Below are 23,594 nucleotides of genomic sequence, written 5' to 3' on the forward strand. Positions count from 1 at the left end.
GTATCTGGCCTTTGGAAAAATTAAGTATTGACCGAAATTATGACCCATATCAAACCAGGAACCTCAGGTGAAGCAGTTAGCACAACCTGTTGCTATTGCGGCGTAGGCTGTGGTATACTTGTTAGCAAGGATCGCCAGGGCAGGATCTCGGTCACAGGCGATCCTGCTCATCCTGTTAACAAAGGAATGCTATGCAGTAAAGGAATGAATCTTCATTATACAGTCAATGAAAAATCGGATCGCTTACTCTTTCCCACGATGCGAATGAATCGCTACCAGGAAAAACAAAGAGTAAGCTGGGATGAAGCAATGGACAGAACCGTTGCTGTTTTCAAAACACTTATTGAAAAATATGGTCCGGACTCCGTTGCATTTTACGCGTCAGGGCAATGTCTTACCGAAGAGTATTATGTGATCAACAAACTGGTAAAGGGATTTTTAAAAACCAATAACCTCGATACCAATAGCAGACTTTGCATGAGCAGTGCCGTTGTTGCTTATAAGATGAGTCTTGGTGAAGATATTGTTCCGTTGAGTTATGATGATATTGAAATGGCTGATTGCATTTTTGTGGCTGGTGCTAACCCCGCCTGGTGTCATCCCGTGTTGTGGAGAAGAATCGAATCGGCAAAAGAGAAAAATCCTTCATTAAAAATTATTGTCAGTGATCCGCGGAAAACACAAACCTGTTCGATTGCTGATCTTCATCTTCAGCTGAACCCGGGAACTGATATCACACTTCATTTTGCTATCTCCCGTACTTTAATTGAGGAAGATAAAGTGGATGCAACTTTTATTAAAGAACATACGGAAGGATTTGAGACATTCCGCGCTGTTGTTTTTGAAAAAACCATAGAGGAAGCCGCTGTGATTTGCGGCGTAAGTCCTAGTGATATCAGAACAGCAGCTCATTTGATTGGTGCGTCGGAGAAATTTGTGAGTATGTGGACGATGGGGCTTAACCAAAGTGTTGTTGGTGTTCAGAAAAATCTTTCGCTGATTAATCTCCACCTGATCACCGGGCAGATTGGTAAACCTGGTGCGGGACCGTTTTCACTTACAGGTCAGCCGAACGCTATGGGCGGTCGGGAGACGGGGGGAATGGCCAATCTTCTTCCCGCACACAGAGACTTATCAAATCCAATACATCGTGCAGAAGTCGAACAATTTTGGAAAATAGAACCAGGAACAATCAATGCAAAACCTGGTTATTCTGCAACAGAGATTTTTGAAGAACTGAACAACGGTAAGCTCAAGGCGGTATGGATCATCGGCACAAATCCATGCGTAAGTATGCCTGACGCAAAACTGGTTGATTCAGCCTTGAAAAAAGCAAAGTTTGTTGTTGTGCAGGATATAAGTGCGAATGCAGAAACGATTCCATATGCAGATGTTGTTTTTCCTGCTGCGACGTGGGCGGAGAAAGAAGGCACGATGACAAATGCTGAACGGAGAATAAGTTATCTCCATAAAATTACAGATGCTCCGGGAGAGGCGTTACCGGATTCAACAATCATTTGTCGTTTCGCCCGGAAAATGGGATTTCATGGTTTTGATTTTGAAGGTCCCGCTGAAATTTATAGTGAACATGTAGCACTGACGAAGAATAGCCATATCGATATCAGTGAACTGAACTATGAAATCCTGAAAAAACAAAAAACGATTCAGTGGCCATATTCAGCCGGGTCATCATCTGCAGAAAACGCAAAAAGAATTTTTACTGATAGGAAATTTTATACCAGTTCCGGTAGGGCCGTCATTCATTCATTCAGCGATAGCAACACTTCAGAAACTACCAGCCCGGATTTTCCATTGATCCTGACTACAGGACGTATCCGTGATCAGTGGCACACGATGACAAGATCCGGAAAAGTCAATAAGCTGAAACAACACATCAGCGAATCTTATCTTGAAATTCATCCTGAAGATGCCGGTGCCCGGGGATTGGCTGATGGAGAACTGGCTATTGTATCCAGTAGTAACGGAGCCATCCGGTTGAAAACAAAGTGGAGTGAAGATATCAAACCGGGTGTTGTGTTTATTCCGATGCATTGGGGAAAGATATTGGGAAGTGATTTGAACCAGACCAACCGTCTTACCGTAAACCGGGTCGATCCGCTGAGTAAGGAGCCTGATTTCAAATTTACCGCTGTCCAGGTATCGTCATACAAAAAACAGAATCAGAAGATAATTGTAATTGGCGCCGGTGCCGGTGCTTGCGGATTTGTAAAGTCATACAGGGAACTGAATCTGACCGATCAGATTGAAATTTTCAGTAAGGAAGATTATCCATTCTATAACCGTGTTCTGCTGCCTGATTATATCACCGGGCAATTGCAATGGAAAAACCTCGTCAAAATGACCGACGAAGACGAGTATCATCATTCGATTCGGCTACACCGGGGCGTTAGTATCGAAAAGATCGATCGGGAATCAAAAACAGTCATTGATAGCAGAGGCCAGGTACACAGTTATGATCAGTTGATCATTTCGACCGGCAGCCGTCCTGCATTGCTGAAAGATATTCCATCGATGGATGGCATTTTTACCATGCGCAGCAGGGCTGATGCAGATGCGTTCGGCTGTTTTGTAAAAGCAAATGGAGATAAAGTGATCATTGTTGGTGGCGGATTACTCGGAATTGAACTCGCCGCTTCATTACGCGGACAAAACTTTGAAGTAGTCATTATCCAGCGTATCTCAAGATTGATGGACCGGCAACTGGATCCGTTGGGGAGTCAGCTGCTCCATGAAGAACTTACTGATAAGGGAATCGAAATATTTTATAATGATGAGATCGATCGCTTTCTCGGCAGTCAGCAGATTAGTGGGATTCGTTTGAAAAGCGGCTTGATGATCAATTGCCAGGCAGTTGTCATCGCGATTGGTACGGTTCCGAATACCGAACTGGCACGTAATGCAGGACTTGAATGTAAAAGAGGTGTTGTTGTGAATGAGTATCTGCAAACGAGCGATCCATCCATTTTTGCTATTGGTGAGATTGCGGAATTCAATGGTTTCCTCTATGGTATAACAGCTGCTGCAGAACAGCAGGCCGCGATTGTAGCTTCCTATATAAGCGGTGATATTGCAAAATATTATTCTGGCTCGCTGTTGATGAATATCCTGAAGATGCACGGTACTCAGCTTTGCTCATTAGGAACCGTTGAATATCCTGACGAGCCCGGATACGAGGAGGTGGTTTTTATAGATAAGGCAAAACGTTATTACAAAAAATGTATCATTTACAATGATCGTCTTATCGGAGCGATTTTGATCGGAGATAAAACGGAGTTTCTTGAATTCAGAAACCTGATTGAAAAGAAAATTGAGCTGAGCGAAAAACGCCTTCAATTGTTAAGGTCAGGAAGACCGGCTGAGCCTTTGATCGGGAAACTGGTTTGCAGTTGTAATAATGTGGGTGAAGGAAATCTGGTGATTAAAATTAAGGAAGGTTGTGTTGATCATCTCCAGCTTTGTCAGTTGACAGGCGCCGGACAGGGTTGCGGAAGCTGCCGGCCCGAAGTGAAGAAAATACTGGAAGAGAATCTTGCTCCCGGAACAAGAGCAGTAGCGGTTTGACAGTGAAACATGAATACAATTTTCAAATTATAGATTATGTATGCAATAAGTTCAAATGAGCGCCTGGATCCATCAGTATTTGCAACACTGGAGGGTATTGAATATTTTCTTTTCGAAGAAGACTTTGTAGAGGCAGGTATGAGATGTATCCCGATGATTGTAAGGTTCAGAATGGATCTTGCGGGTATTAAACTTAAGCTTGCCGAATGGGTGAAATTTTCTGTAGAAGAAAAAGTTATGCTGGCTTTACGCGGTACCAATACTTCACTGGAAATTTTAGAGTATAGGAAGATGCTGGAATCAATGATATTGAAACATACAGGGAAGCCCGCAACCCAGCTCGAAGTGTCGCTCAATCCTGCATGGAAAGATATTCAACAAATACCTGCGATCCTGGTCTCACGCGCTGAAGAATTCGGCTTTTATCTGTCAATTGATCAATGGCAGTGTTTAACAGACTTACAAAGATTTGCTTTATTGAAATTGCTGAAAGAAGGGCATGAGAACAAAAATTTCCCGAGGGCACTTGCTGAGTTTGAGATTTTTTATACTGATAAATTGAAAGTGAATGTCTGCTGAACTTACCATCAAAATAAATTTCAGAGGCGGAATTATCTCACCAGGCGTACTGTACAATATTTTGGTGGCGGCAAAAAGATCAGGATGCCGCCAGGTGAGTTTTGGATTGAGACAACAATTATATGTACCGGTCAGTAGTCTTTTGATTGCTCAATTGGAGCAAGAGCTTACAAAATTGGGTATCGCTTTCGAAACAGATACCGATGAATTTCCATGCATCATGTCATCATATCCTGCAGAGGAAATTTTCATCCATAATACCTGGGTGAGTGAAGGTGTTTATAAGGATATTTTTGATGAGTTCAATTACACTCCGAAACTGAAATTGAATCTTTCGGACAGTAACCAGAGTTTTACCCCGCTTCTTACTGGGAATATCAACTGGGTGGCTTCGGCTTCCTCCCCTCATTTCTGGCATTTGTTTGTGAGGTTGCCAAAAACAAATCATGTTTATCAATGGGACAGGTTAACCTATACTAATGATGTGGCCAGGTTGTCACAACTTCTGGAAGCATTGATACTTGAAGCTGGCAACAACTACTCTGAAAGCAATCAAACCTTGTTTGCGTCTTTGATGAACCAGATCAATCTAAACAAATTTATTACACGGGAAACAGAAAATCCGGCTATGCTTCCGGCATTCAATCTTCCTTATTACGAAGGATTGAACCGTTATAATGATAAATACTGGCTCGGCGTTTACAGGCGTGATGAGTTATTTGATATTGAGTTTTTACAGGATCTATGTAGTCTCTGCCTTGAGACGCGGATCGGTCAGATCTGTTCCACTCCCTGGAAATCGATCATTGTTAAAAGCATAGAGGAAAAAGATAGGGCACGATGGAATTATCTTTTGGAGAAACACCAGATCAACATGCGTCATGCTGCAAACGAACTGAATTTTCAGGTGGAAGATCATTGCTCTAATGGTCTCGCTTTGAAACAGTATCTCGTCCGGCAATTGAACAATGATGATACCAGGAGTTTCGGTATTTGTATTGGCATTAAAACCAGGCGTAAATCCGAAGTGTTCAGCAGCATTCTCGTTGTGAGAAAACCACTATTCTCATTTCTTGGGATGAATTTTTTACATGTATATGATATTCTTTGTGCACATGATTTTAATCCGAATGAGAGAACCGCATTCGTATTCAGTAGAAACAATCCGCGTTTTGTTTTAAGAGAACAGCTTCGGAGGGCAATATTGTTGTACTATCATTCAAAAGCAGATAAGCAATCCAAAAGAGAAGTAATTGCTGCGGTTCGTGAAAAGAAGGAAACTCCCAAACAGAAGGACGAGCTTTTTTACTGCCCACATTGCTTTACTGAATACAACCCTTCAACAGGAGATCCTGACCAGGGAATTCCTGCAAACACATCGTTTGAAAATCTCCCCGAAAGCTACACCTGTTCTTTATGCGAAGCTCCGAAAGAAGATTTCGTTTCTGTGAAATCAGAAATGATGATTTCAGTTCCGGCTTAAATCGTCCGGTGAATTGAAATTATCGAAGTGTCCGAATTCTGTAGCTTCAATAGGAATAATGAACAGCTCATAACCTGCTAATACAGATTTCATTGAAAAACGAAGCCGATCTCCCTCGATAAATTTATTTAGTACATCAGACAGGCAACCTGATGTATAAACTGCACATAGCGGTTCCGGTTCATTCTCCCGGGAAAATAAATAAACATTATAGCCTGGAAATTCCCGGCATGCTACAAGAAGCTTTTGAATAATGTCTGCCGTCATATTCTGCATGTCGCAGGCAATCACCAATATATCTTCGTCTGGAAAATGTCTGTGAGCAGCCAGGATACCGGTCAGTGGCCCGCGAACGGGAATGGAAAGATCGTCAACGATCAAAACTTCATCCGAAAAAAACTTGCGGTAGGCTTTTGAAGAGTCTGCGTTTACTGAAATGTATGTGGAAATTCCGGCGGATTGTATTTTTTCAGCAATTACTCCTGCCCAGGTTTTTTTACCGGATAAGATCAGTCCCTTATCCCTGCCCATTCTTTTGCTTTCGCCGCCACAAAGAACAAGCCCGATCATCTGGAAAAATTTATTTAGGAATGATGTACAGGCGTGTCAGAATGTCCAAGACTTTTGCCGGGACTTACAATATCGCGTATAGTCTGTTTGAGTTCTTTGATTTCAGGAAAACCACCATACTGCTTACGATCGAAAATTTTTTTATCGTCGACGCTCACGAAAAAAGCACCATTGGTTTCGCTGGGTATCAGCGTTACTGCTTTTATTTCTGAATCAAATGTTGTCAGAAACTCCTGTGCGAAGTAGGTTGCGCGTAGCATCCAATGGCAACGCGGACAGTATTCGATTGTTATGGTTGATTTCACGTTATGGGCTGCTGATTTTGATGGCCGGCAGCTGTTGAAGTAAATGTATGAAAAGCCCGGTGAAATATAAGCGTTATCATTAAAAACCCACCGCGCTTAATGTTATTGAAAAAGATGCCGATAAATTTTAACCGCGATCGTTGTCACCGAGTTATTAATGATACAGACGTTTAACCAGCGCTGTTTTTCTTTTCGGTCAGTGGAAAATTTCCTGCTTCCGAAAGATGATTCTGAAATCTCATACAGGTGCTGTTTTGCGATGGATTCATTACTTAAAAAATCCACAGCTGTGAAACTGGTCCTGACTACTACTGACTGCTGTTCAGAGGAAGCAGAAGCAGAGACAGAAGGGGGAACTGTGAGGTAGGTTTGTTTCGAAGGAAATTCAGTCCAGCTGTCTTTTCTGTTGAGTTTGTTGGAGGATAAGGCAAATGTATTGTCCGAAGAAAATTCCTGGCTTTTTGCTTTGAAAGTAAGAGCTGGCATTATCATGAGACAAATAAAGATTCCGTGCAAAGTTTTATATACATGTTTCACTTTTAAGCGGCAGTGATGGTGTTTTTGGCCATGCCTGATATATGATGGATAATCTGAATTGGTGTGACAGGAAATGGAAAGTTATTTTAAGATCTTCCGGTTAGCAAATCATTCATGTAGTTCTGCTCTGCGAGCTGGGTGTTCAACTCGCCGCAGGTGATTTTCTTTCTTCGCCTTCGGCGATAGTTTAAATGCAGAACGCGGAGGCCGCGGAGAAAGTTTCATAATTTCAGTGACTTACTTAATAATAACAATTATCAATCGCTTTATTAACTGTCTGGTTTTCTCCGCGCAACTCCGAGTTTATTCCTCCGCGTACTCCGCGTGCCGGCTGTTTATCTCGCCGCAGGCGATTTAGTAAGTTTTTTACAATAGAGAATTATCAATTCCTCTTATTCACTTTTCAATCAACGATAAGTTTAAAACCAATACCACGGATATTCAGAATACGGATACCTGGTTCATCCCTGAGAAGTTTTCGGAGATGGGTCATGAATACATCCATGCTACGGGTGTTGTAGTAACTATCGTCGCCCCAGATTTTAAGAAGTGCATCGGTTCTTTCCAGCACATCATTTTTTTTCTGCAGCATCATTTCCATCAATGCGGACTCTTTAAATGAAAGAGGGTGTTCACCCGAAGAAGTTTTCAATATTTGCTGAACGGGGTAGAGCCGGCAGTTTCCAAAACGATAAACCTGCGCAGTGTCATTAGCTTCGCTTCCGGAATTTCTTTTAAATCGCTGCAGCAAGGCCTCTATGCGTACCAGTAACTCATCCATGGAGAATGGTTTTTTCAAATAGTCGTTGCCGCCGGATTTAAAGCCTTTAATTACATCTGCGGTGAGAGATTTTGCGCTCAGGAAAATGATAGGTAATTCACTGTGTGCTTTCCTGATCTCGGTAGCAAGTACATGCCCATCCTTCGATGGTAGCATGATATCAAGAATACAGATATCAGGTTTGAACTGCTTAAAAATTTCCAGTACATCTTTCCCGTCCGCAACTACCTGTACGGTATAGCCGCTGCTTTCCAGCCCGTCACTCACAATTCCCGCGAGAAATGGTTCATCTTCTGCATATAACACTTTTACTTTCACGATGCAGATTTTAGTGTGATGATGAAAGTGGTTCCTTTGCCCTGTTCGCTTTTAATCTTAATCGTTCCTTTGTGCATTTCCACCATTTTTTTAACATAGTACAGACCGAGTCCTGAACCTTTTACATCATGGGTATCCCCTTCTGAAGGAACGCGAAAGAATCTTTCAAAAATGTTTTTATGATAGATCTTTCTAATTCCGGGCCCGTTATCTACGAAAGCAATTGAAATCGCTTCAGCCTCTTTTTCACAACTGATTTCTAACGCCAGGTTCTTTCCCTTGTACTTGATCGCATTGTCAATAAGATTGTAAAAAATATTGGAGAGATGCACTTCGTCTCCCATTACAAAACAAGGCTCCTTTGACGGATGAAATATAATTGTTGAATGGGTGTTATCCAGCTGCAGCTGCATCGTGTCAATCACATTTTGCAGGCCTGTTTGCACATCATACAATCCGGGTTGAAAAAGAACATCGGCATTTTTTTCCGGGTCATTATTCAAGGCTTTTTCCACCATCAGATCAAGCCTCCGCATTTCATGCTGACTGATATCAACATATTTCAAAAGCGTTTCCGGCTTATTGATCAGATTATATTTTTTTATTGACTCAAGTGCGACGGATACGGTCGCAATCGGCGTTTTCAACTCATGCGTCATGTTCCTGGTGAAATCGGTTTTTGCATCCGCATATAGCCGGACATTCTGCAAAAGTCTTACAATTAAGTAAAATGCAGCACAGGTTAATATCAGCATCAGAACAGACGATGCAACATAGTACCTCATCCTGTACCAGACGGTGTTGTTGATATCGGCAAGACTTAACTGGTAACGAAAATGATTGTGTATCCCGTAAATGTATTTTTTGCTTGTATATGACGGTACCACGCCTGGCGGAAGGCTGGTTTCAAAAAGGCTGTCCATGTTATAGGTGAATATGTTCTCATAAATTTCAGAATGGATGTTCATCTCTTCCAGCCTTGATCTGATTTCTTTTTTTATTCCTGCAAGTGATGCACTATCAATTTCGCGGAGCTGATCATTCGTCATTCCGGTATTCACAGTTCCGGGATGGTTATTGATCCGGGTGGAAGGGGTATCCGCCAATCTAAAATTCATTGACACAGATAAACTATCATCGCTCCTGTCTATGGTTAGATTGGAGATGAGTCCGTTCATCTTCATATTATCAAATGCCTGTCGCAGCTGTTCCCATTGTGGTGTCAGGAAAAGTTGCCGGGCGCGACCCAGGTTCTCAGGTTTTTCGAATGAAGCTATGCTTTCGAACCAATGGGATTGTGCGCTCGCGCTGACCATGTTTTCAATATCATCTTTTAACTGCTTTTGCTGCGAGGAAAATAACTCGCGAAGCCAGATCACCTGCATACTGCAACTGAGCAGAAGCGTAGCCAGGATGATGAGGGTCGTATATTTTGACCTTCTGAATTTCATGCCGGGAAACTGCATAAAAATTTTCTTTTAAAATCATTTTGTTGCCGCATTTAACTCTATTTAACTGTGCTTAACACCCGTTTAGGAAGATGCAGAATAGGTTTGTCCTATAAATTCAAGGTGATGATACAAAAGAGATATGGCATTTTTATTCTTTTGCTGATAGTAATAACCAACTGCCTCGCGCAGCAGGAAAATATAGATAAGGCAGTTTTTGAAAAGATCAGGAAGGCGGAGATGGAGGATTCACATATTCCTGAAATAGCCCACTATCTTACTGATGTTTCTGGTCCAAGACTTCCCGGATCCGAGGGCTATCGTCGTGCCGTAAACTGGGCTATCGATGCTATGAAAAAATGGGGATTAGTAAATGTTGCGAAAGAACCCTACGGCGAGTTTGGTAAGCAATGGAACCTGGATGATTTCAGTATCGCGATGAAAGTTCCCTACTATCAGCCGCTGTTTGCCTTTCCCGAGCCCTGGTGCGGCAATACTAACGGTCTGGCGCAGGGGCAGGTAATCCTGCTTACTCCGGCACAGGTGAATGACACCGTTTACCTTTTACACCACAAAGCAGAACTGACAGGGAAATTCATCCTGGTATCCGTTAATCCGCTTTTTTCGGTACAGGATTTTGCGCCAGGCGCGGAACGTCTTAATGCTGCCGCCCTGGATACAATTGACGAACAGCATGCAGTCACCCGGGAAATGGTGGAGCAGATGATTGCCAGAACCAGAACCAGGATAAGAATTGAATTGATTTTAAAAACGGCAGGAGTATTGGGTCGTATTTCTGCTGCGCCTGACAACATCAATGGCATTGTGCATGTGCAGGCAGGACCTGGTTACAAGCTAACAGATCCGGAAGGTATTCCGAAAGTGAATATGTCATACGAGGATGGACAGCGAATAAAAAGATTGATTGAATCGGGACATTCAGTTGAAATTGCGTTGAATATTAAAGGGAGGTTTGCAACAGCAGATACAAAAGGATATAATGTCGTTGCTGAAATTCCGGGATCGGATCCCAAACTAAAATCCCAGCTGGTGATGCTGGGTGGTCACCTGGATTCCTGGCAGGCATCGACCGGCGCGACAGACAATGCAGCAGGATGCACAGTAGTACTCGAAGCGATGCGTTTATTAAAATCGCTCGGGCTGAAGCCGAAGAGAACGATTCGTATTGCATTGTGGGACGGTGAAGAGCAGGGGTTGTATGGCTCGTACAATTATGTAAAAAATCATTTTATGAATGCGGATGGAACCCCGAATGCAGAACAGAAAAAAGTTTCTGCTTATTTTAATATGGATTACGGCACTGGAAAGATCCGCGGGATTTATTCGCAGAATAACCAGGCGATCAAGCCGATTTTTGAACAATGGTTTGTTCCCTTTCATGATCTTGATGCAAAAACAGTAACGATAAAAAATACCGGATCAACAGATCATGTTTCATTTGATTGGGCAGGCATTCCGGGATTTCAGTTTATACAGGACCCGTTGGATGAGAGCAGAACGCACCATACCAATCTTGATAACTATGATCATCTCGCGATTGAAGATCTGAAACAAGCCGCGATCATAGTTGCATCTTTTGTTTACCAGGCCAGTATGCGAGACGAGATGCTGCCGAGGAAGCCATGGGTGAAGGAGAGGTTTTTGTTTGATGGGTTGTGATTGACGAATTTTTATCATTGGTTTTCGTATGTAAAAACCCTTTATTATTTTAGCTGCCTTATTCCCACGGGATGTAGCGCAGCCCGGTAGCGCGCTTCGTTCGGGACGAAGAGGCCGCTGGTTCGAATCCAGTCATCCCGACAACAGAAACTCTTTGCGATCGCAAAGAGTTTTCCATTTTATAGTATAGCATTTTGTTTCTTTCCAGATAAGAACAAATCATCCACAACGCCCGAGGCGAGTCTCGCTGCACAATATAGGTAGTTAACATTTAATCATTCATCGTCAAAGAATGCATCTGCAGCGGACTCGCCGTTAACTTTTTCGCAGAGACTCGCCTTAGAGGGATTTAGCTACATCGATTTCACACCATCGCCAGCAAATATCCCAGCACTGCTCCGCCAAAAATGATAAATGCCGTATTCAGTTTCTTAAAATAAAAAGTGACAATCAAGCTGATTACGGCAATCGTGATGCTTCGCCAATCGATCAATGTTTCCCGGCCAATCTCAACTATGACGGACAGGATAATGGCGATGGAAACAATATTCACCGTATCCAGGAATGCACTCATAATTTTTGACTTCCTTAGTGCAGGAATCAAAGGATTAAGTAAAGCGACAAACAGGAACGATGGAAGAAAAATGCCAATCGTTGCTGCAATAGCGCCAGGCACGCCACCGAGTTGCCAGCCTACAAAAGTGGCAGAAGAAAAAACCGGTCCGGGTGTAAACTGCCCCACAGCAATTGCATCAACCAGTTGTTGTTTGGTCAATAAACCATTGCTGACAAATTCCGCGTCTAAAAAAGCAAACAACACATAACCGCTACCATAAAGAATCGAACCTATTTTTAAAAAGCTGAAGAAGATTGTAAAGTGCGAAAGGTGCACTTCCGGACTTTTTATCTGCAGGAAAATTACAGGTAGAATTCCGGGGATGGTTTTGTTGTTATGCCTCAGCAAATAAATGACGATTCCCAGCAACCCACCAGCAAAAAGTACAATTACTTCGTTGATGCCAGCTAAAACAGCTACTGCTGCGAGGATTCCGATGACCAGTAATTCAACTGATTTAACAGCTTTTCTTCCAAGACTGATCATCAATGAAATAATTACAGCGATGATCGCAGGTTTGATTCCATAAATGAAGGGCTGCACTTCGGGCAATTGGCCATATCGTTGATACAACCATGCAAAAATTCCAGTAATGATTACCGCGGGAAAAATAAAACAACAGCCTGCAACAACAAGTCCCTTCCAACCAGCTCTCTCATGGCCGATATGCATCGTCATTTCCGTAGAGTTTGGTCCGGGAATAAGATTGGTTGCCCCGACCAGGTCAAGGAAATGCTCTCCACTCATCCATGCTCTTTTTCTTACTACCTCTTCCTCCATCAATGCGATATGAACGGCAGGTCCGCCAAATCCAATGATGCCCAGCTTCAAAAACAGTTTAGCTATTGTTGAGAGTGAACTTTTGTCGTGGTGTTTCTTTCTTGTTTCCTCCAAGCAGTTTCGTTCTTTTGCTCGTAATCGGTGAAGGCCTTTTCCAGGCCGCTTAAAATTTCTGCAGATACTTCAAATAATGCTTTTGCTGACACGTCTTCCACTCTTTCGATATCGTTGAGCAGATGATCAACCAGTACTCTTCATTCATGTTTTACATTGACCGTATGTACCATCGGATGGATTGTATTTTTGTCTTCCATAAAAATCGTTTTAAAGATAAACAACTATGAGACTCTGCTAAACAATCGTACCGTGGACCTTTATGTCAATCTCAATCCGGCAAGGTCCAAGGCGAATCTCACTGGATATAACGAGATAAGTGCATTTCGTCATACATCGAGAAGAAAAAACGCAGCTGAACCGCCGTTACATTTACGCGGCGCTTCGCTCAAAGCGCTATAATTTCCGATTGTTGAGAAAATACTTCTGGTCGTGCGACTGAGCGGGCACTTGCCTTGGAAGGTCTGGTTGATACTGACAATCAAATAACCGAAGTCTTCAAACGCAACATCAACTGTTGGTCCCGCTGCTTTAAAACGCATTTGGTACCTTTGCATCCAAATCAATGGAAGGCAATGTTCAGACATCAGGGCAGAACCCGTACGCTAAGTCACAATTTAAAGATTGCTTCCCTCTTGTCTTTTGTTGCAGGAATTGTAAACGTCGCTGGTTTCCTGGCTGTACAACGCCTCACGACAAATGTTACCGGCCATTTTGCTTTTTTTGTTGATGAAGTTTTTAAGCTGAATACCTGGCAGGCCATCGTGTTTTTTCTTTACATTTTCTTTTTCTTTCTGGGTTCTTTTGTTTCGAGCTTTCTTATTGAGATTACTTCGCGGAAAAATGAGCGATTGATCTATACTTTCCCTGTGCTAATGGAATCATTGATTTTGTTTATCGTTGGTGCACTGGCAATGCAGTTTGTTATTGCTCACCCCGATTTAATTTCTTTCAGTCTGCTTTTTGCCATGGGATTGCAAAATTCTCTGGTTACTAAAATATCCAATGCTGCCGTCAGAACTACACATCTCACAGGATTGTTTACGGATCTGGGAATTGAATTGTCGCAGTTGTTCTTTTATAAATCTTCCGAACAGAAAAATAAGCTCAAAGCTGCCATCAAACTCCGTTTTACAATCATCAGTTTCTTTTTTTTAGGAGGAATTGCGGGAGGAGTATTTTATTCCAGGATAAGTTTGCATGTTCTGATGATTGCAGCCATTATGCTGATTGGTGGCCTGATTTATGATAATATCCGATTTAAGATTATTTTACTGAGGAGAAGATTAAGAACAGCAGACGTAGAACGTAGAACGTAGAACGTAGAACGAACGAACAACGAATAACGAACAACGATAATAACTAAACAAAAAATATGTCTACACTGAACGTAAAAATTCCGCATGAGCTTTCAAAAGAAGAGGCATTGGAAAGGATAAAGAATATGCTCTCCGGATTGAAGGAGCAACAAAAGGATAAAATTAATAACCTTAAAGAAAACTGGGATGGCAGTAAGGGTAGTTTCAGTTTTTCAGTTATGGGCTTTGATCTCGCGGGTGACGTTAATGTGTCCGATAAGGACGTTGAGATAAATTCAAAACTTCCTTTCGCGGTATCGTTTTTCAAAAGCACTATTGAAGAGATGATCGCGAAGGAAGCACAGAAACTTCTTAGATAGTGAGCAGCAACAGTGAGGGGAAACAGTAAAAAGTGTGAATACAAATCTGATGTTCGCTGTTTCTGTTTTCTGTTTCTGTTCTTTATTTGACTTTCTCCAGGTCAGTCAGTTTCCAGCTTTGATCATATAAATTTTTTGTCGGCCCATAAAATCGTGCAAGTATTTCAAATTTTCCTTTAGGGTCTGTTGGTACCCAGTTGGATTCGCCGCTTGCTGGAGGCGTTGGACCAAAAAACAGATCGACAGATCCGTCAGCATTTGTTTTTAGTCCAGGCGTTTGCGATGAACGTCCCGCCCATTTTGCATCCCGGATGAATGTGTGCGTATCGCGGTTGTACACTGTCATCGACCAGTATTGTTTGACGGGTACATTGGCAGGAACTTTGACTTTGTATGTTGTGTTACCATCCAAAGCGTTTCCGTCTTTGTCGACAGTCTCCATCAGGTAATACTGCGATTCACCCAGGTGTTTTGCACTGAAGAATGCAATCATATAACAAACACCCCTGTTATCGATTGGGTAAGAATCCGGTACTTCAAAATCTCCTTTTACACTTTTAATATTTTCTTCCGTCGCAGGAAAAAACCAGTGCGTACCGGGATAGAAAGGTGCAATCGCATCATAATTATACTCCAGCCATTTTCTCGCCTCTTTTACTGCGATGTCAAATATCTCTTTGGTACGTGCATCAGGATTGAATGGTTTTCCGCGCTCGATTCCGATTGTTTTCAAGGGATCGATCATAGCTTTATCGCGCTCCAGCCAGGGCTCTGATTGTACTATTCTGTCAAGAACCTGGTAAAAGCTATTATCATATGGAATGTTGGAGTCATAAATTTCGTTGCTGGCATCAATGAAAGTAATTGCCGGTTTTTTTGATGCCTCACTCAACGGATATATTTTAATTCTCCTCGCATAGGCTACCGCAGTAGCCACATCGGCAGCGCTTCCACTTTTCAATACCGAACGTAAAAGTGCATATCTACGGATTGTATTGGAAGGCATGGGAATATATCCGGCCGGAACTTTCTTTTTATCATAACCTGGTGGAAGAAAAAGATATTTTCCACCCTTGCCTTTGTCGACACCGCCTGGTCCCACATCTTCGATTGCATTTTGCCAGTAAGTCATGATGCTTCCGTTGATAACACCGCTGTCAGCAGGAGGAATTTCGAGTACAACAGGGCCAGCATCTTTTGTATTGAAAAAAGGCATCAGGTAGATTACATCAGGATTGGGTGTGAGTGTCTGGTTTTTCCAGTCCAATAATCCGGGCCAGATAACGATCTGGTTATAGTCGCCTTTTAATTTTGCAAGGGCATCAAACATGAGTTGATAATTCACCGCGGGGATGCCCCAGATGGCAGCGTCGACTGCGCGGTTATATATCATTTGTTCTTTGATGTTAGCAGGCTTGAATGTATTATCGGTTACGCTTGCTGCCGGAAGATCGGAACTGGCAGAAGACTCCTGCTGTTTTTGTGTGCAACTAATTAAAAAAAAAATGGCGAACACACCGATCATCTTTTTCATATTGGTTATTTTGTATTTACAGGATTTGCTTATTGATATCTGATGAATAATTGGAACCTGATTAGAGGATACACCATGATTATTTTATCCTGACAACAGCGGGTGGTGACCATGTTCCATTAACTACAGTTTCTTTAGGCCAATACGTTCGCAGGTATAAAGAAAAATCTCCTTTCTCCACGGCAGGCAGCCAGTTGCTCTGCCATTCCTCCGCTGGTGGATTGGCCTGTACATAAATGGTTAGTGAACCGTCGTCATTTTTTTTCATTGATTTGTTTTTTGTACCGAGCGAGTACCTGTTCAGTTTATTGATTTCAAAAAAATGATGCTGGTTATAAAGTGTCAATGACCAGAAACCGTTGACGGGAGGAAGTGCGTCTTTCGCAAATGTTAACGTGTACCGGTTACCGTTATTTAGTCTTTTTCCTGATGAATCAAGATCCTGGTAGAAATACCTTGTTTCGTTCGGATTGTTTACCAGGATATTTGATTTAGCTACTGCTGTGCGGGTAAAGTAATCCGTTCCCCAGGATGCACCATTTTTTACTGAAGACCAATGGTGTGGCAATTGAATGCCCCAGTTACGGAATTCCATCAATGGTTTAATCACCTGCTGATCAGCTTCTGTTGCCGCTGATATCAAAGCCTTTTTCAAATCCGGATTTTTTCTTGCAGCGGAAATCACAGCAAGTACCTGGCTGTATCTCGCTTCTTCACCAGGCAGAGGTCTGGCATCGTTGAGTACGGTAGGTAATTCATCAAAAAATGTCTCTGGTTTTACCCAAACGGCTTCTTCTTTTCCGCCATCTCCTCCAGGAAGTTTTTTAATATCCGCCCATGCGATGGTTTTCATTTTGCCATCAAACTCTTCCAGCGGATACATGACTACTGATTTCAGCACCTCCTGGATGGCTTTGCGATCTTCAGGCGTATCATCCATAAATACCCGTGGCCCAACCAATCCGGTATTTGTCGAAGATCGAAAGACTTTGGTTATTCCCTGCGGAATATTGCCATTCCAGTCGGGACCTGCAAGTAAATAGAATCCTGGTTTTGCATCATACATTTTTCCCAGTTGTGCAAAGCCATCTGTTCGAAGATCAACGATCTGGTAGACCCAGAATCGGTCACCGAAATCAGGCACCTGAATTACTACTGGTGTCTGATCAAGTGCAAGACATCCGATCCCATAAACCACGTCCTGGTTCGGACAGGCAATTGCTCTTTCGGTAGGGATTACATAATCTGTAAGCATCGCGAAGCGATTAAGAGGCGCCATGATGAGCGGCCCTGCGAGCGCAAGTTCTTTCACATCTTTAAATGCCATCCTCCTGTTGTACATATTCACCAATGGCCACGCCCAGAAATAAGCATCTTTTGCTACGAGGCGGGCATAGGCTTCGGTAATTTTAACACTTGTATCAGCTCCAGCGGGTATAACGGTTCCCTCAGGTGCTGCAGCAGAATTTGACTTTGCTGAGTCTGCAACTACTGCTGCATTTTCCCTGTTCTGCGAACATGCAACAAGCAAAAAAATCGCAATTGAAAGAATGAGAAAATATTTCATTTTGGAGATTTGACTTTTGATAATTGAAAGAGTGAACCAATGCAGACCTTGCTGCTGTTGTTTACTTCAGGAAAATGATTGGGATAATGAAACTATAAATACCGATAATCAATCCCAACATTTCACTTCAGAACTCTTTATTTCAAAGCTATACTTGCGAATCTTTCTTTGGGTTGGGATGAATAAGCAAAGGGTATTGGATCCGGCACCTTGTCTTAAGGAATTTGGTAAAATAAAGAGAGCGTCTAATCAGAAGATAATATCAGATGAACAGGCAAAACAAATGTACATCTATCGTTATTATTCCTGTGTAATAGATTTTGTTGATTTATGGATGTACATGCTGTTGCCGGCAGCTGTAGACCCTTCAAAAATTCCCCGCATCGTTGTGCAGAAAACGACTCGCACGTTTACTGATATAGATGCTTAAAAGCAGTTTATATTTGATTAAATTCGACCATGATGAATCGATATTGTTTGCAAATGAAAAGTTTCCTCCTGTTTCTGTTTCTGTCTTCTGTTTCTGTTTTCACTAACGGTCAGGAACAATTGAAAATATCGACACCCCAGCAGCTTCGCAAAAATCCCTATTCAGAATTACCGTTGGGTGCCATTAAACCTTCAGGATGGTTAAAGGAGATGCTGGTGAGGCAAAAAAACGGTGCCACAGGTAAACTGGATGAGTTATATCCTTTGGTGATGAATAAACGCAATGGCTGGCTCGGTGGAGATGGTGATCAATGGGAGCGGGGACCGTACTGGCTGGATGGTCTTCTGCCACTCGCATACATTCTCGACGACAAAGAATTGATCGCAAAAACAAAACCCTGGGTGGAATGGTCAATACAGAGTCAACAACCTGATGGATATTTCGGGCCATCGAAAGATTATCCGCAGGAAGCGGGAATACAACGTGACAACAGCAGAGACTGGTGGCCCAAAATGGTAATGTTGAAAGTATTGAAGCAATACTACATGGCAACGAAAGATCAACGGGTGATCGCCCTCATGACAAAATATTTTCAGTACCAGTTGAAAGAGCTGCCGAAAACGCCATTGGATAACTGGACTTTCTGGGCACGCTATCGTGGCGCCGATAACCTGATGGTCGTTTACTGGTTGTATAATATTACACACGATAGTTTTTTACTTGAACTTGGTGAAATCATTCACCAACAAACATTTGATTACACAGATGCATTTCTGAATACAGGATTATTGTCAACAACAGCAAGTATTCACGGAGTAAATCTTGCGCAGGGTTTTAAAGCACCAATTATATATTATCAAAGCCATCCTGCTCAGAAATATATAAATGCAGTGAAGCAGGGGTTGAAAGACCTGATGAAATATAATGGAACTGCCAATGGAATGTATGGTGCCGATGAAGCTTTGCACGGAAACAATCCTACACAGGGTGCCGAACTTTGTTCAGCTGTAGAACTCATGTTTTCATTAGAAAGCATGCTGGAAATTACGGGTGATGTAGGTTTTGCAGATCACACAGAGAGAATAGCATTCAACGCGCTTCCGACACAAACTACAGAAGATTACCTGACGCGTCAGTATTTCCAACAGGCTAACCAGGTGATGATCACACGGCACATCAGGAATTTCGATATCAATCACAAAGGCACTGACCTCTGTTATGGATTGCTGACCGGGTATCCTTGTTGTACATCGAATATGCACCAGGGCTGGCCGAAGTTCACACAGAATTTATGGTACAATAGCGCAGACAGCGGAATCGCTGCTTTGCTATATGCACCAAATGAAATGAAGGCACTTGTAGCAGGAAATGTTCAGATAGCAGTGAAGGAACAGACGGCTTATCCGTTTGAGGAGAAGATCAGATTTATATTGACTATCGATCAGAAAAAAAAGGTCGTGCACTTTCCATTTCATTTGCGCATACCAGCATGGTGTAAGAAAGCGGATATAAAAATCAACGGACAATTGTGGAAGAAAGTGGATGGAAACCAGGTAGTGAAAATCGATCGTGATTGGAAAAATGGTGATGTTGTTGAGTTAGAGCTACCAATGCATATATTCAGAAACAACTGGTATGAAAACTCAAAATCAATCGAACGCGGTCCGATTGTCTACGCATTAAAAATCGGAGAAGCCTATTCCAAAGTGAAGAATGAATCAGATCCTGTTGATTTTGGAAACGAGTTTTATGAGATACGACCAACTACCGCATGGAATTATGGATTGCCATTGATGAAAGAGGATGAGGTGGAAAAAAATTTCAAAGTTGAAAAGCCAACATCTTTTGTTGCGAATTATCCCTGGAATGTTATGAATGCCCCGGTCGTCATCAGAACAAAAGGCAAAAAAATTCCTTCCTGGCAATTGTATAATGAAATGGCGGGTCCTATTCCGTTCAGTGTTTCTTATGATCTTGAATTGAACTCTGCAACCGAAGATATTGTGTTGGTACCTTATGGTTGTACACGATTGAGGATTTCACAATTTCCGGAAGTGAGAAAATAGGCCATCTCCTTCGCTCTATCGTATCGCGAAAGAGGGGCGGGGCATTCGGTGAACACCAGCTGAAAATCGTTATTCTTTAATTGCGTTTCGCCCGACTTCGAATGGCTTCATAAAAATCGATAGAGAAGGCGAGCATCAACAAAGCTTGGTGGCCGCAGAGGTTGTTGGTGTTCCCTGGATTCCTTCTAATTCTAGTCTCATTGTATGTCCCGGGAAACACAGCAAATCATCTTGACAGCCATGTTGTTGGTCTTGCCTGGAACGATTGCAATGTATTTTCATCAGATAAGTCCCGCGGAACACAAACAACGAAAGAATGCCCTTTTCTTCCTGTACTGTGTACTAAGTATTCTGTAAACCCATAATAGGCAAGGAACAATAATATTCAGAACAATCGCCCTGTTGTTGGTGTTCCTTTGGATTCATTTAATTCATTCTCTGCTGATAGGTCCCGGGGAACACCAACATCGCAACCAAAAGATTTTTCTTCCTGTATCCTGTATCCTGCTATTGTTACTCTTTCTCCTTTTCTTCCTCTTCTCTTTCCACCGTAATCGTACATTCACCGATCAACGCTGCCAATGCGCCAACCGCTGCAAATACAGGTGCAAATACGGCGCCTACTACACCAAGAGTTAAGGGAAAACTCATCAGCTCTTTTCCCTCTTTGTCGTGTATGGTGATTTTTCTGATGTTGCCTTCATTGATCAGTTCTTTTACTTTTTTCAATAGACTTTCACCATCAAGGTTGAACGATTCTTTCGTGAAATTTGCCATGATTTTATTTTCGTTTGATACAAAAATACAAATCGTTTTCCCATTGAGGCTTGCTCCGCAAGTGCCAGATCAGATTACATGGGTTATTTTCTGAAACCAATTCTCTCTCTTTCATTCCATCTTCGTTGCGCTGCTGTTTCATCCAGCAGGTTTTCCAGTGCTTCATAAATCTGGTTCAACTGTGCATCGTGATGGACAATGCTTTGTTTGATTTCAGAGATCTGCTTTTTCCAATCGTTTTGAAGCGAAGCCAATTGTCGCAATTCAATAAAAGTCCTGATAATTTCAATGTTCATTGCAATAGCCTTTTCGCTGTTCAATACTCCGCTCAGCATGGCTATTCCATGTTCGGTAAAAACATATGGCATGTATTTACTGTGTTGTCCGCGACCGCCCCTGGTATTCAAAGTTTTCGGACTTAGGCTATCCTGTTCCTCTAAGGTTTCAAATTGAAACCTTAAAGACTCATATTCTTCCTTCGAAAGCTGAAACATAAAATCGGGAGGGAAGCGCCTGATATTTCTTTTTACAGCGAGATTAAGTACTTTGGTTTCAGATTCATAGAGCCAGGCAAGGTCCCGGTCCAGCATAACCCTCAATCCCCTGACTTCATATATCCGGTTTTGTATACTTGTGATGATGCGCATAGATAGTCGCAAAAATAAAATGCAGACCATAGAAAATCAGGTGAAAAACACGGGATTCGGAAGGGAAAAATCTTTTGAAAAATAATCTGGCTTAAACCGGCCTTCAAATCTGTCTGCTTACCCCTCGCGGAAGCCAGGGCAATTGAATAGTCAAGAAAGCAGATGACATTCAATTTCCTCACACTTCAGCCGAAGACAAGACTTTATAACATCACATAGGTCATCAAACAGGAATTTCGAAGTCAGTTGCAATTGAGTATTCTTCAAAACCGATATGTTCAATTCCCTCTGGTTTCAGTTCGACCTTCCGCTGAAGAAAAACCTCATCAAAGGAATTGAGTCATCAACGCAGAAATTATAAAGCCTGTTACATACGAATATCCATCAACACTCTTGATGTCCGGTTCCCTCCAGCTTCAGCTGGAGGGAACATGCCACCAACGAAAAGCGGGCTTTAGCCCGATATATTAATACCTCACGCCGACTTCCGGTGTTCAAAATGTTCCTTCCCAGTAACGGTACCGGGCACCTGCTCAGCTTTGTTCAGCAACTCCAGCGCATAGGCCGCAAACAACGTTTTCGGATTGTACTGTTTGAACTCCTGGGACAAAACCCGCACGCTATCAAAATATACCGGATCAGTAAACACTTTATCGACTGCCTTTTTAATATCTGAAGGTTTTGGCGTTTCGGTGTTCAGATTAACTCCCAGTTTGAAATATCCAATCCGTGCAGCAATTTCATTTTTGCCCTCGTGTACACCGGCCACAACCATCGGCAACTGATGTTCAATGCCGAGCATTACTCCACCATAACCGCCATTGGTTACATACACATCTGCGTAAGGCATCACATCATAAAATGAAATATAATCTTCGATGATGATATTCTCATGGCTGTATTTATTACGAAGCATCTCCGTTTCTGATCCGCCGGTAGTGACAATCACCAGTACCTCCGTTCCTTTAAATGCTTCCAATGTCGGGATGATGAGTTTTTTGATATCCTTTTCCACTGTGCCCTGGGTCACGAGGATAACCTTGCTGAATTTCTTTAGACGCGGATCATACCATGGGGCAGCTTTGGATGTAGCCTGTGGTAAAAGACTTCCAATAAATTTTACATTATGACTTAAGTCACTTCTTTGATATTCAAAACCCGGTGTTCCGCTTTGCAGGTATAAGTCGGGTTTGTGCACCATCAGATCAAATAAAGTTTCTCTTTTGTAGGGAATGCCATATTCATCAAAAACTTTGTACAGCACTTTGTTTGGTCCGGAGAAAATAAATTTGTCAGCGACTAAACGCATGATACGTTGACGAAGCTTTCCAAAAATATGATGTGAAGGTTCTTTACCCATACCCGGAGGCGCAGTATCTTTTGAATTTTCAAGCATTGGAACTACTCCGATACTTATCACAGGAACATGCATCAGTTCCTTTACAAACGGCGAACCCAGATACATGCAATCCGAAACAAAAAGTTCGAAAGCAAATTCTTTCCTGATGGCCAAAATATCTTCATAATATTCCGGCGCTCTTAAAATGAAAGCATTGATCAGATCAAATTTGAGTTTACCTATCGGTGATTTTATGTTATCTCTTTCGGGAAATATTTCAGATGGACTTCCTTCATTAAAATCCATGGCTTTCACCAGCGGATAATTATGAATTCCAAGCGCATCGAGTTTGGGTTTATAGTGTTTGGAAGTGTACCACCTGACATCACATCCCAGTTCTTTCAGGTAAGCGGCAAGGCCGGTCAGCGGATAAAAATGTCCGTCAGCAGCGACATTGGCAAAAAGGATTTTTTTGCTTTTGAGTGAAGTGTACATGGTAATGTTCTTTTTATTAGAAAAAAGGCTGTGCTTAAACGATATTACAAATTTGATCATCCTGCAAACAGTAAAGACTCACCGAATCTGGTGACCTCGTGACCAAACCTGTGTTGATATAACGGGTTAATGAGTGAACTGTGACGGATTTATTGAGAAACTCTCTGTGTACTTGGTAGTTCTATATTGCAAAGCCTTTACGCGGGAAATGTCAGCCTTTTATTGAATACTGCTGGGCAGGGGATAAGAAATGAGTCTTTTATCTTCG

At 42.2% G+C, this 23,594-nt stretch carries 20 protein-coding genes and 1 tRNA gene; 9 read left to right on the forward strand and 12 right to left on the reverse strand.

All coding sequences use genetic code 11. From position 1 onward, the window contains the following. Window positions 1–39: 39 nt before the first annotated feature. The 3 genes from P2W82_RS13365 to P2W82_RS13375 are packed head-to-tail and all read left to right on the forward strand — an operon-like array spanning window position 40 to window position 5,644. Window positions 40–3,582 (forward strand): molybdopterin-dependent oxidoreductase, encoded by a 3,543-nt coding sequence (locus P2W82_RS13365; RefSeq protein WP_336516397.1) that lies wholly within the window; start codon window positions 40–42, stop codon window positions 3,580–3,582. Window positions 3,583–3,618: 36 nt separating this feature from the next. Further along, a complete protein-coding gene (locus P2W82_RS13370) occupies window positions 3,619–4,161 on the forward strand; it encodes a nitrate reductase associated protein (RefSeq protein WP_336516398.1) in 543 nt (180 codons plus the stop codon). Then, the gene (locus P2W82_RS13375; RefSeq protein WP_336516399.1) at window positions 4,151–5,644 is read left to right on the forward strand and encodes a rubredoxin; all 1,494 of its coding nucleotides are present in this window, start codon (window positions 4,151–4,153) and stop codon (window positions 5,642–5,644) included. The genes P2W82_RS13370 and P2W82_RS13375 overlap by 11 nt, the downstream gene beginning before the upstream one ends. Here the strand turns inward: P2W82_RS13375 and P2W82_RS13380 are convergent. The 5 genes from P2W82_RS13380 to P2W82_RS13400 all read right to left on the reverse strand — a co-directional run bounded on the left by P2W82_RS13380 (window position 5,630) and on the right by P2W82_RS13400 (window position 9,606). Next, window positions 5,630–6,214, reverse strand: a complete 585-nt coding sequence (locus tag P2W82_RS13380) for a molybdenum cofactor guanylyltransferase (RefSeq protein ID WP_336516400.1) — start codon at window positions 6,212–6,214, stop codon at window positions 5,630–5,632. The two genes, P2W82_RS13375 and P2W82_RS13380, sit on opposite strands and share 15 nt — an antisense overlap. Before the next feature lie 14 nt (window positions 6,215–6,228). Then, window positions 6,229–6,519, reverse strand: coding sequence for an Rdx family protein (locus P2W82_RS13385; protein WP_336516401.1), 291 nt, complete (start codon window positions 6,517–6,519; stop codon window positions 6,229–6,231). Window positions 6,520–6,621: 102 nt separating this feature from the next. Further along, a complete protein-coding gene (locus tag P2W82_RS13390; RefSeq protein ID WP_336516402.1) occupies window positions 6,622–7,005 on the reverse strand; it encodes a hypothetical protein in 384 nt (127 codons plus the stop codon). A gap of 454 nt (window positions 7,006–7,459) precedes the next feature. Continuing rightward, the gene (locus P2W82_RS13395; RefSeq protein ID WP_336516403.1) at window positions 7,460–8,155 is read right to left on the reverse strand and encodes a response regulator transcription factor; all 696 of its coding nucleotides are present in this window, start codon (window positions 8,153–8,155) and stop codon (window positions 7,460–7,462) included. Beyond that, window positions 8,152–9,606 (reverse strand): sensor histidine kinase, encoded by a 1,455-nt coding sequence (locus tag P2W82_RS13400; protein ID WP_336516404.1) that lies wholly within the window; start codon window positions 9,604–9,606, stop codon window positions 8,152–8,154. Before P2W82_RS13400 ends, P2W82_RS13395 begins: the two co-directional genes overlap by 4 nt. A gap of 123 nt (window positions 9,607–9,729) precedes the next feature. Between P2W82_RS13400 and P2W82_RS13405 the strand changes: the two genes are divergently transcribed. Both P2W82_RS13405 and P2W82_RS13410 read left to right on the forward strand, forming a co-directional pair. Continuing rightward, on the forward strand, window positions 9,730–11,283 hold the full coding sequence (locus P2W82_RS13405; protein ID WP_336516405.1) for a M20/M25/M40 family metallo-hydrolase: 1,554 nt from the start codon (window positions 9,730–9,732) through the stop codon (window positions 11,281–11,283). 67 nt (window positions 11,284–11,350) lie between these two features. Beyond that, a tRNA-Pro gene (locus P2W82_RS13410) sits at window positions 11,351–11,424 on the forward strand. A 223-nt stretch (window positions 11,425–11,647) separates the two neighbouring features. On the opposite strand, the gene chrA is transcribed toward P2W82_RS13410, so the two are convergent. Then, complete coding sequence (gene chrA / locus P2W82_RS13415; RefSeq protein ID WP_336516406.1) at window positions 11,648–12,793, reverse strand: chromate efflux transporter; 1,146 nt, start codon at window positions 12,791–12,793, stop codon at window positions 11,648–11,650. Window positions 12,794–13,122: 329 nt separating this feature from the next. Beyond that, window positions 13,123–13,335 (reverse strand): hypothetical protein, encoded by a 213-nt coding sequence (locus P2W82_RS13420; protein WP_336516407.1) that lies wholly within the window; start codon window positions 13,333–13,335, stop codon window positions 13,123–13,125. A gap of 33 nt (window positions 13,336–13,368) precedes the next feature. Here P2W82_RS13420 and P2W82_RS13425 point away from each other — a divergent pair, with 33 nt between their 5' ends. Both P2W82_RS13425 and P2W82_RS13430 read left to right on the forward strand, forming a co-directional pair. Then, window positions 13,369–14,112 (forward strand): YoaK family protein, encoded by a 744-nt coding sequence (locus P2W82_RS13425; protein ID WP_336516408.1) that lies wholly within the window; start codon window positions 13,369–13,371, stop codon window positions 14,110–14,112. Between the two features lie 56 nt (window positions 14,113–14,168). Then, window positions 14,169–14,471 carry a polyhydroxyalkanoic acid system family protein gene (locus tag P2W82_RS13430; protein WP_336516409.1) on the forward strand — a complete coding sequence of 101 codons (303 nt, stop codon included), beginning with the start codon at window positions 14,169–14,171 and terminating at the stop codon, window positions 14,469–14,471. Window positions 14,472–14,553: 82 nt separating this feature from the next. On the opposite strand, the gene P2W82_RS13435 is transcribed toward P2W82_RS13430, so the two are convergent. Together P2W82_RS13435 and P2W82_RS13440 are read right to left on the reverse strand one after the other, a co-directional pair. After that, entirely contained in the window at window positions 14,554–16,005 is a 1,452-nt protein-coding gene (locus tag P2W82_RS13435; protein WP_336516410.1) for a DUF1254 domain-containing protein, read from the reverse strand. A 79-nt stretch (window positions 16,006–16,084) separates the two neighbouring features. Continuing rightward, a complete protein-coding gene (locus P2W82_RS13440; protein WP_336516411.1) occupies window positions 16,085–17,572 on the reverse strand; it encodes a DUF1254 domain-containing protein in 1,488 nt (495 codons plus the stop codon). Window positions 17,573–17,750: 178 nt separating this feature from the next. Here P2W82_RS13440 and P2W82_RS13445 point away from each other — a divergent pair, with 178 nt between their 5' ends. Next, window positions 17,751–18,002, forward strand: a complete 252-nt coding sequence (locus P2W82_RS13445; RefSeq protein WP_336516412.1) for a hypothetical protein — start codon at window positions 17,751–17,753, stop codon at window positions 18,000–18,002. A 53-nt stretch (window positions 18,003–18,055) separates the two neighbouring features. Next, window positions 18,056–20,068: a beta-L-arabinofuranosidase domain-containing protein gene (locus P2W82_RS13450; protein WP_336516413.1), complete on the forward strand. Its 2,013-nt coding sequence runs from the start codon at window positions 18,056–18,058 to the stop codon at window positions 20,066–20,068. A gap of 513 nt (window positions 20,069–20,581) precedes the next feature. Here the strand turns inward: P2W82_RS13450 and P2W82_RS13455 are convergent. From P2W82_RS13455 to P2W82_RS13465, 3 genes are all read right to left on the reverse strand, one after another. Further along, window positions 20,582–20,845, reverse strand: a complete 264-nt coding sequence (locus P2W82_RS13455; RefSeq protein WP_336516414.1) for a DUF4342 domain-containing protein — start codon at window positions 20,843–20,845, stop codon at window positions 20,582–20,584. Between the two features lie 83 nt (window positions 20,846–20,928). Continuing rightward, window positions 20,929–21,492 (reverse strand): ORF6N domain-containing protein, encoded by a 564-nt coding sequence (locus P2W82_RS13460; protein ID WP_336516415.1) that lies wholly within the window; start codon window positions 21,490–21,492, stop codon window positions 20,929–20,931. A gap of 475 nt (window positions 21,493–21,967) precedes the next feature. After that, entirely contained in the window at window positions 21,968–23,326 is a 1,359-nt protein-coding gene (locus tag P2W82_RS13465; protein WP_336516416.1) for a glycosyltransferase, read from the reverse strand. Window positions 23,327–23,594: the final 268 nt, after the last annotated feature.

The sequence above is a fragment of the Pollutibacter soli genome (assembly GCA_029269725.1).
Classification (GTDB): domain Bacteria; phylum Bacteroidota; class Bacteroidia; order Chitinophagales; family Chitinophagaceae; genus Pollutibacter; species Pollutibacter soli.

What these genes read in the sequence shown, in the direction of transcription:
- P2W82_RS13460 (WP_336516415.1), bottom strand. Translation starts at nt 21,492, where the DNA reads ATGCGCATCATCACAAGTATACAAAACCGGATATATGAAGTCAGGGGA.
- P2W82_RS13370 (WP_336516398.1), top strand. Translation starts at nt 3,619, where the DNA reads ATGTATGCAATAAGTTCAAATGAGCGCCTGGATCCATCAGTATTTGCA.
- P2W82_RS13435 (WP_336516410.1), bottom strand. Translation starts at nt 16,005, where the DNA reads ATGAAAAAGATGATCGGTGTGTTCGCCATTTTTTTTTTAATTAGTTGC.
- P2W82_RS13445 (WP_336516412.1), top strand. Translation starts at nt 17,751, where the DNA reads ATGAATAAGCAAAGGGTATTGGATCCGGCACCTTGTCTTAAGGAATTT.
- P2W82_RS13420 (WP_336516407.1), bottom strand. Translation starts at nt 13,335, where the DNA reads ATGCGTTTTAAAGCAGCGGGACCAACAGTTGATGTTGCGTTTGAAGAC.
- P2W82_RS13425 (WP_336516408.1), top strand. Translation starts at nt 13,369, where the DNA reads ATGTTCAGACATCAGGGCAGAACCCGTACGCTAAGTCACAATTTAAAG.
- P2W82_RS13390 (WP_336516402.1), bottom strand. Translation starts at nt 7,005, where the DNA reads ATGCCAGCTCTTACTTTCAAAGCAAAAAGCCAGGAATTTTCTTCGGAC.
- P2W82_RS13400 (WP_336516404.1), bottom strand. Translation starts at nt 9,606, where the DNA reads ATGAAATTCAGAAGGTCAAAATATACGACCCTCATCATCCTGGCTACG.
- P2W82_RS13365 (WP_336516397.1), top strand. Translation starts at nt 40, where the DNA reads ATGACCCATATCAAACCAGGAACCTCAGGTGAAGCAGTTAGCACAACC.
- P2W82_RS13430 (WP_336516409.1), top strand. Translation starts at nt 14,169, where the DNA reads ATGTCTACACTGAACGTAAAAATTCCGCATGAGCTTTCAAAAGAAGAG.
- P2W82_RS13465 (WP_336516416.1), bottom strand. Translation starts at nt 23,326, where the DNA reads ATGTACACTTCACTCAAAAGCAAAAAAATCCTTTTTGCCAATGTCGCT.
- P2W82_RS13380 (WP_336516400.1), bottom strand. Translation starts at nt 6,214, where the DNA reads ATGATCGGGCTTGTTCTTTGTGGCGGCGAAAGCAAAAGAATGGGCAGG.
- P2W82_RS13375 (WP_336516399.1), top strand. Translation starts at nt 4,151, where the DNA reads ATGTCTGCTGAACTTACCATCAAAATAAATTTCAGAGGCGGAATTATC.
- P2W82_RS13440 (WP_336516411.1), bottom strand. Translation starts at nt 17,572, where the DNA reads ATGAAATATTTTCTCATTCTTTCAATTGCGATTTTTTTGCTTGTTGCA.
- P2W82_RS13405 (WP_336516405.1), top strand. Translation starts at nt 9,730, where the DNA reads ATGATACAAAAGAGATATGGCATTTTTATTCTTTTGCTGATAGTAATA.
- P2W82_RS13450 (WP_336516413.1), top strand. Translation starts at nt 18,056, where the DNA reads ATGAAAAGTTTCCTCCTGTTTCTGTTTCTGTCTTCTGTTTCTGTTTTC.
- P2W82_RS13455 (WP_336516414.1), bottom strand. Translation starts at nt 20,845, where the DNA reads ATGGCAAATTTCACGAAAGAATCGTTCAACCTTGATGGTGAAAGTCTA.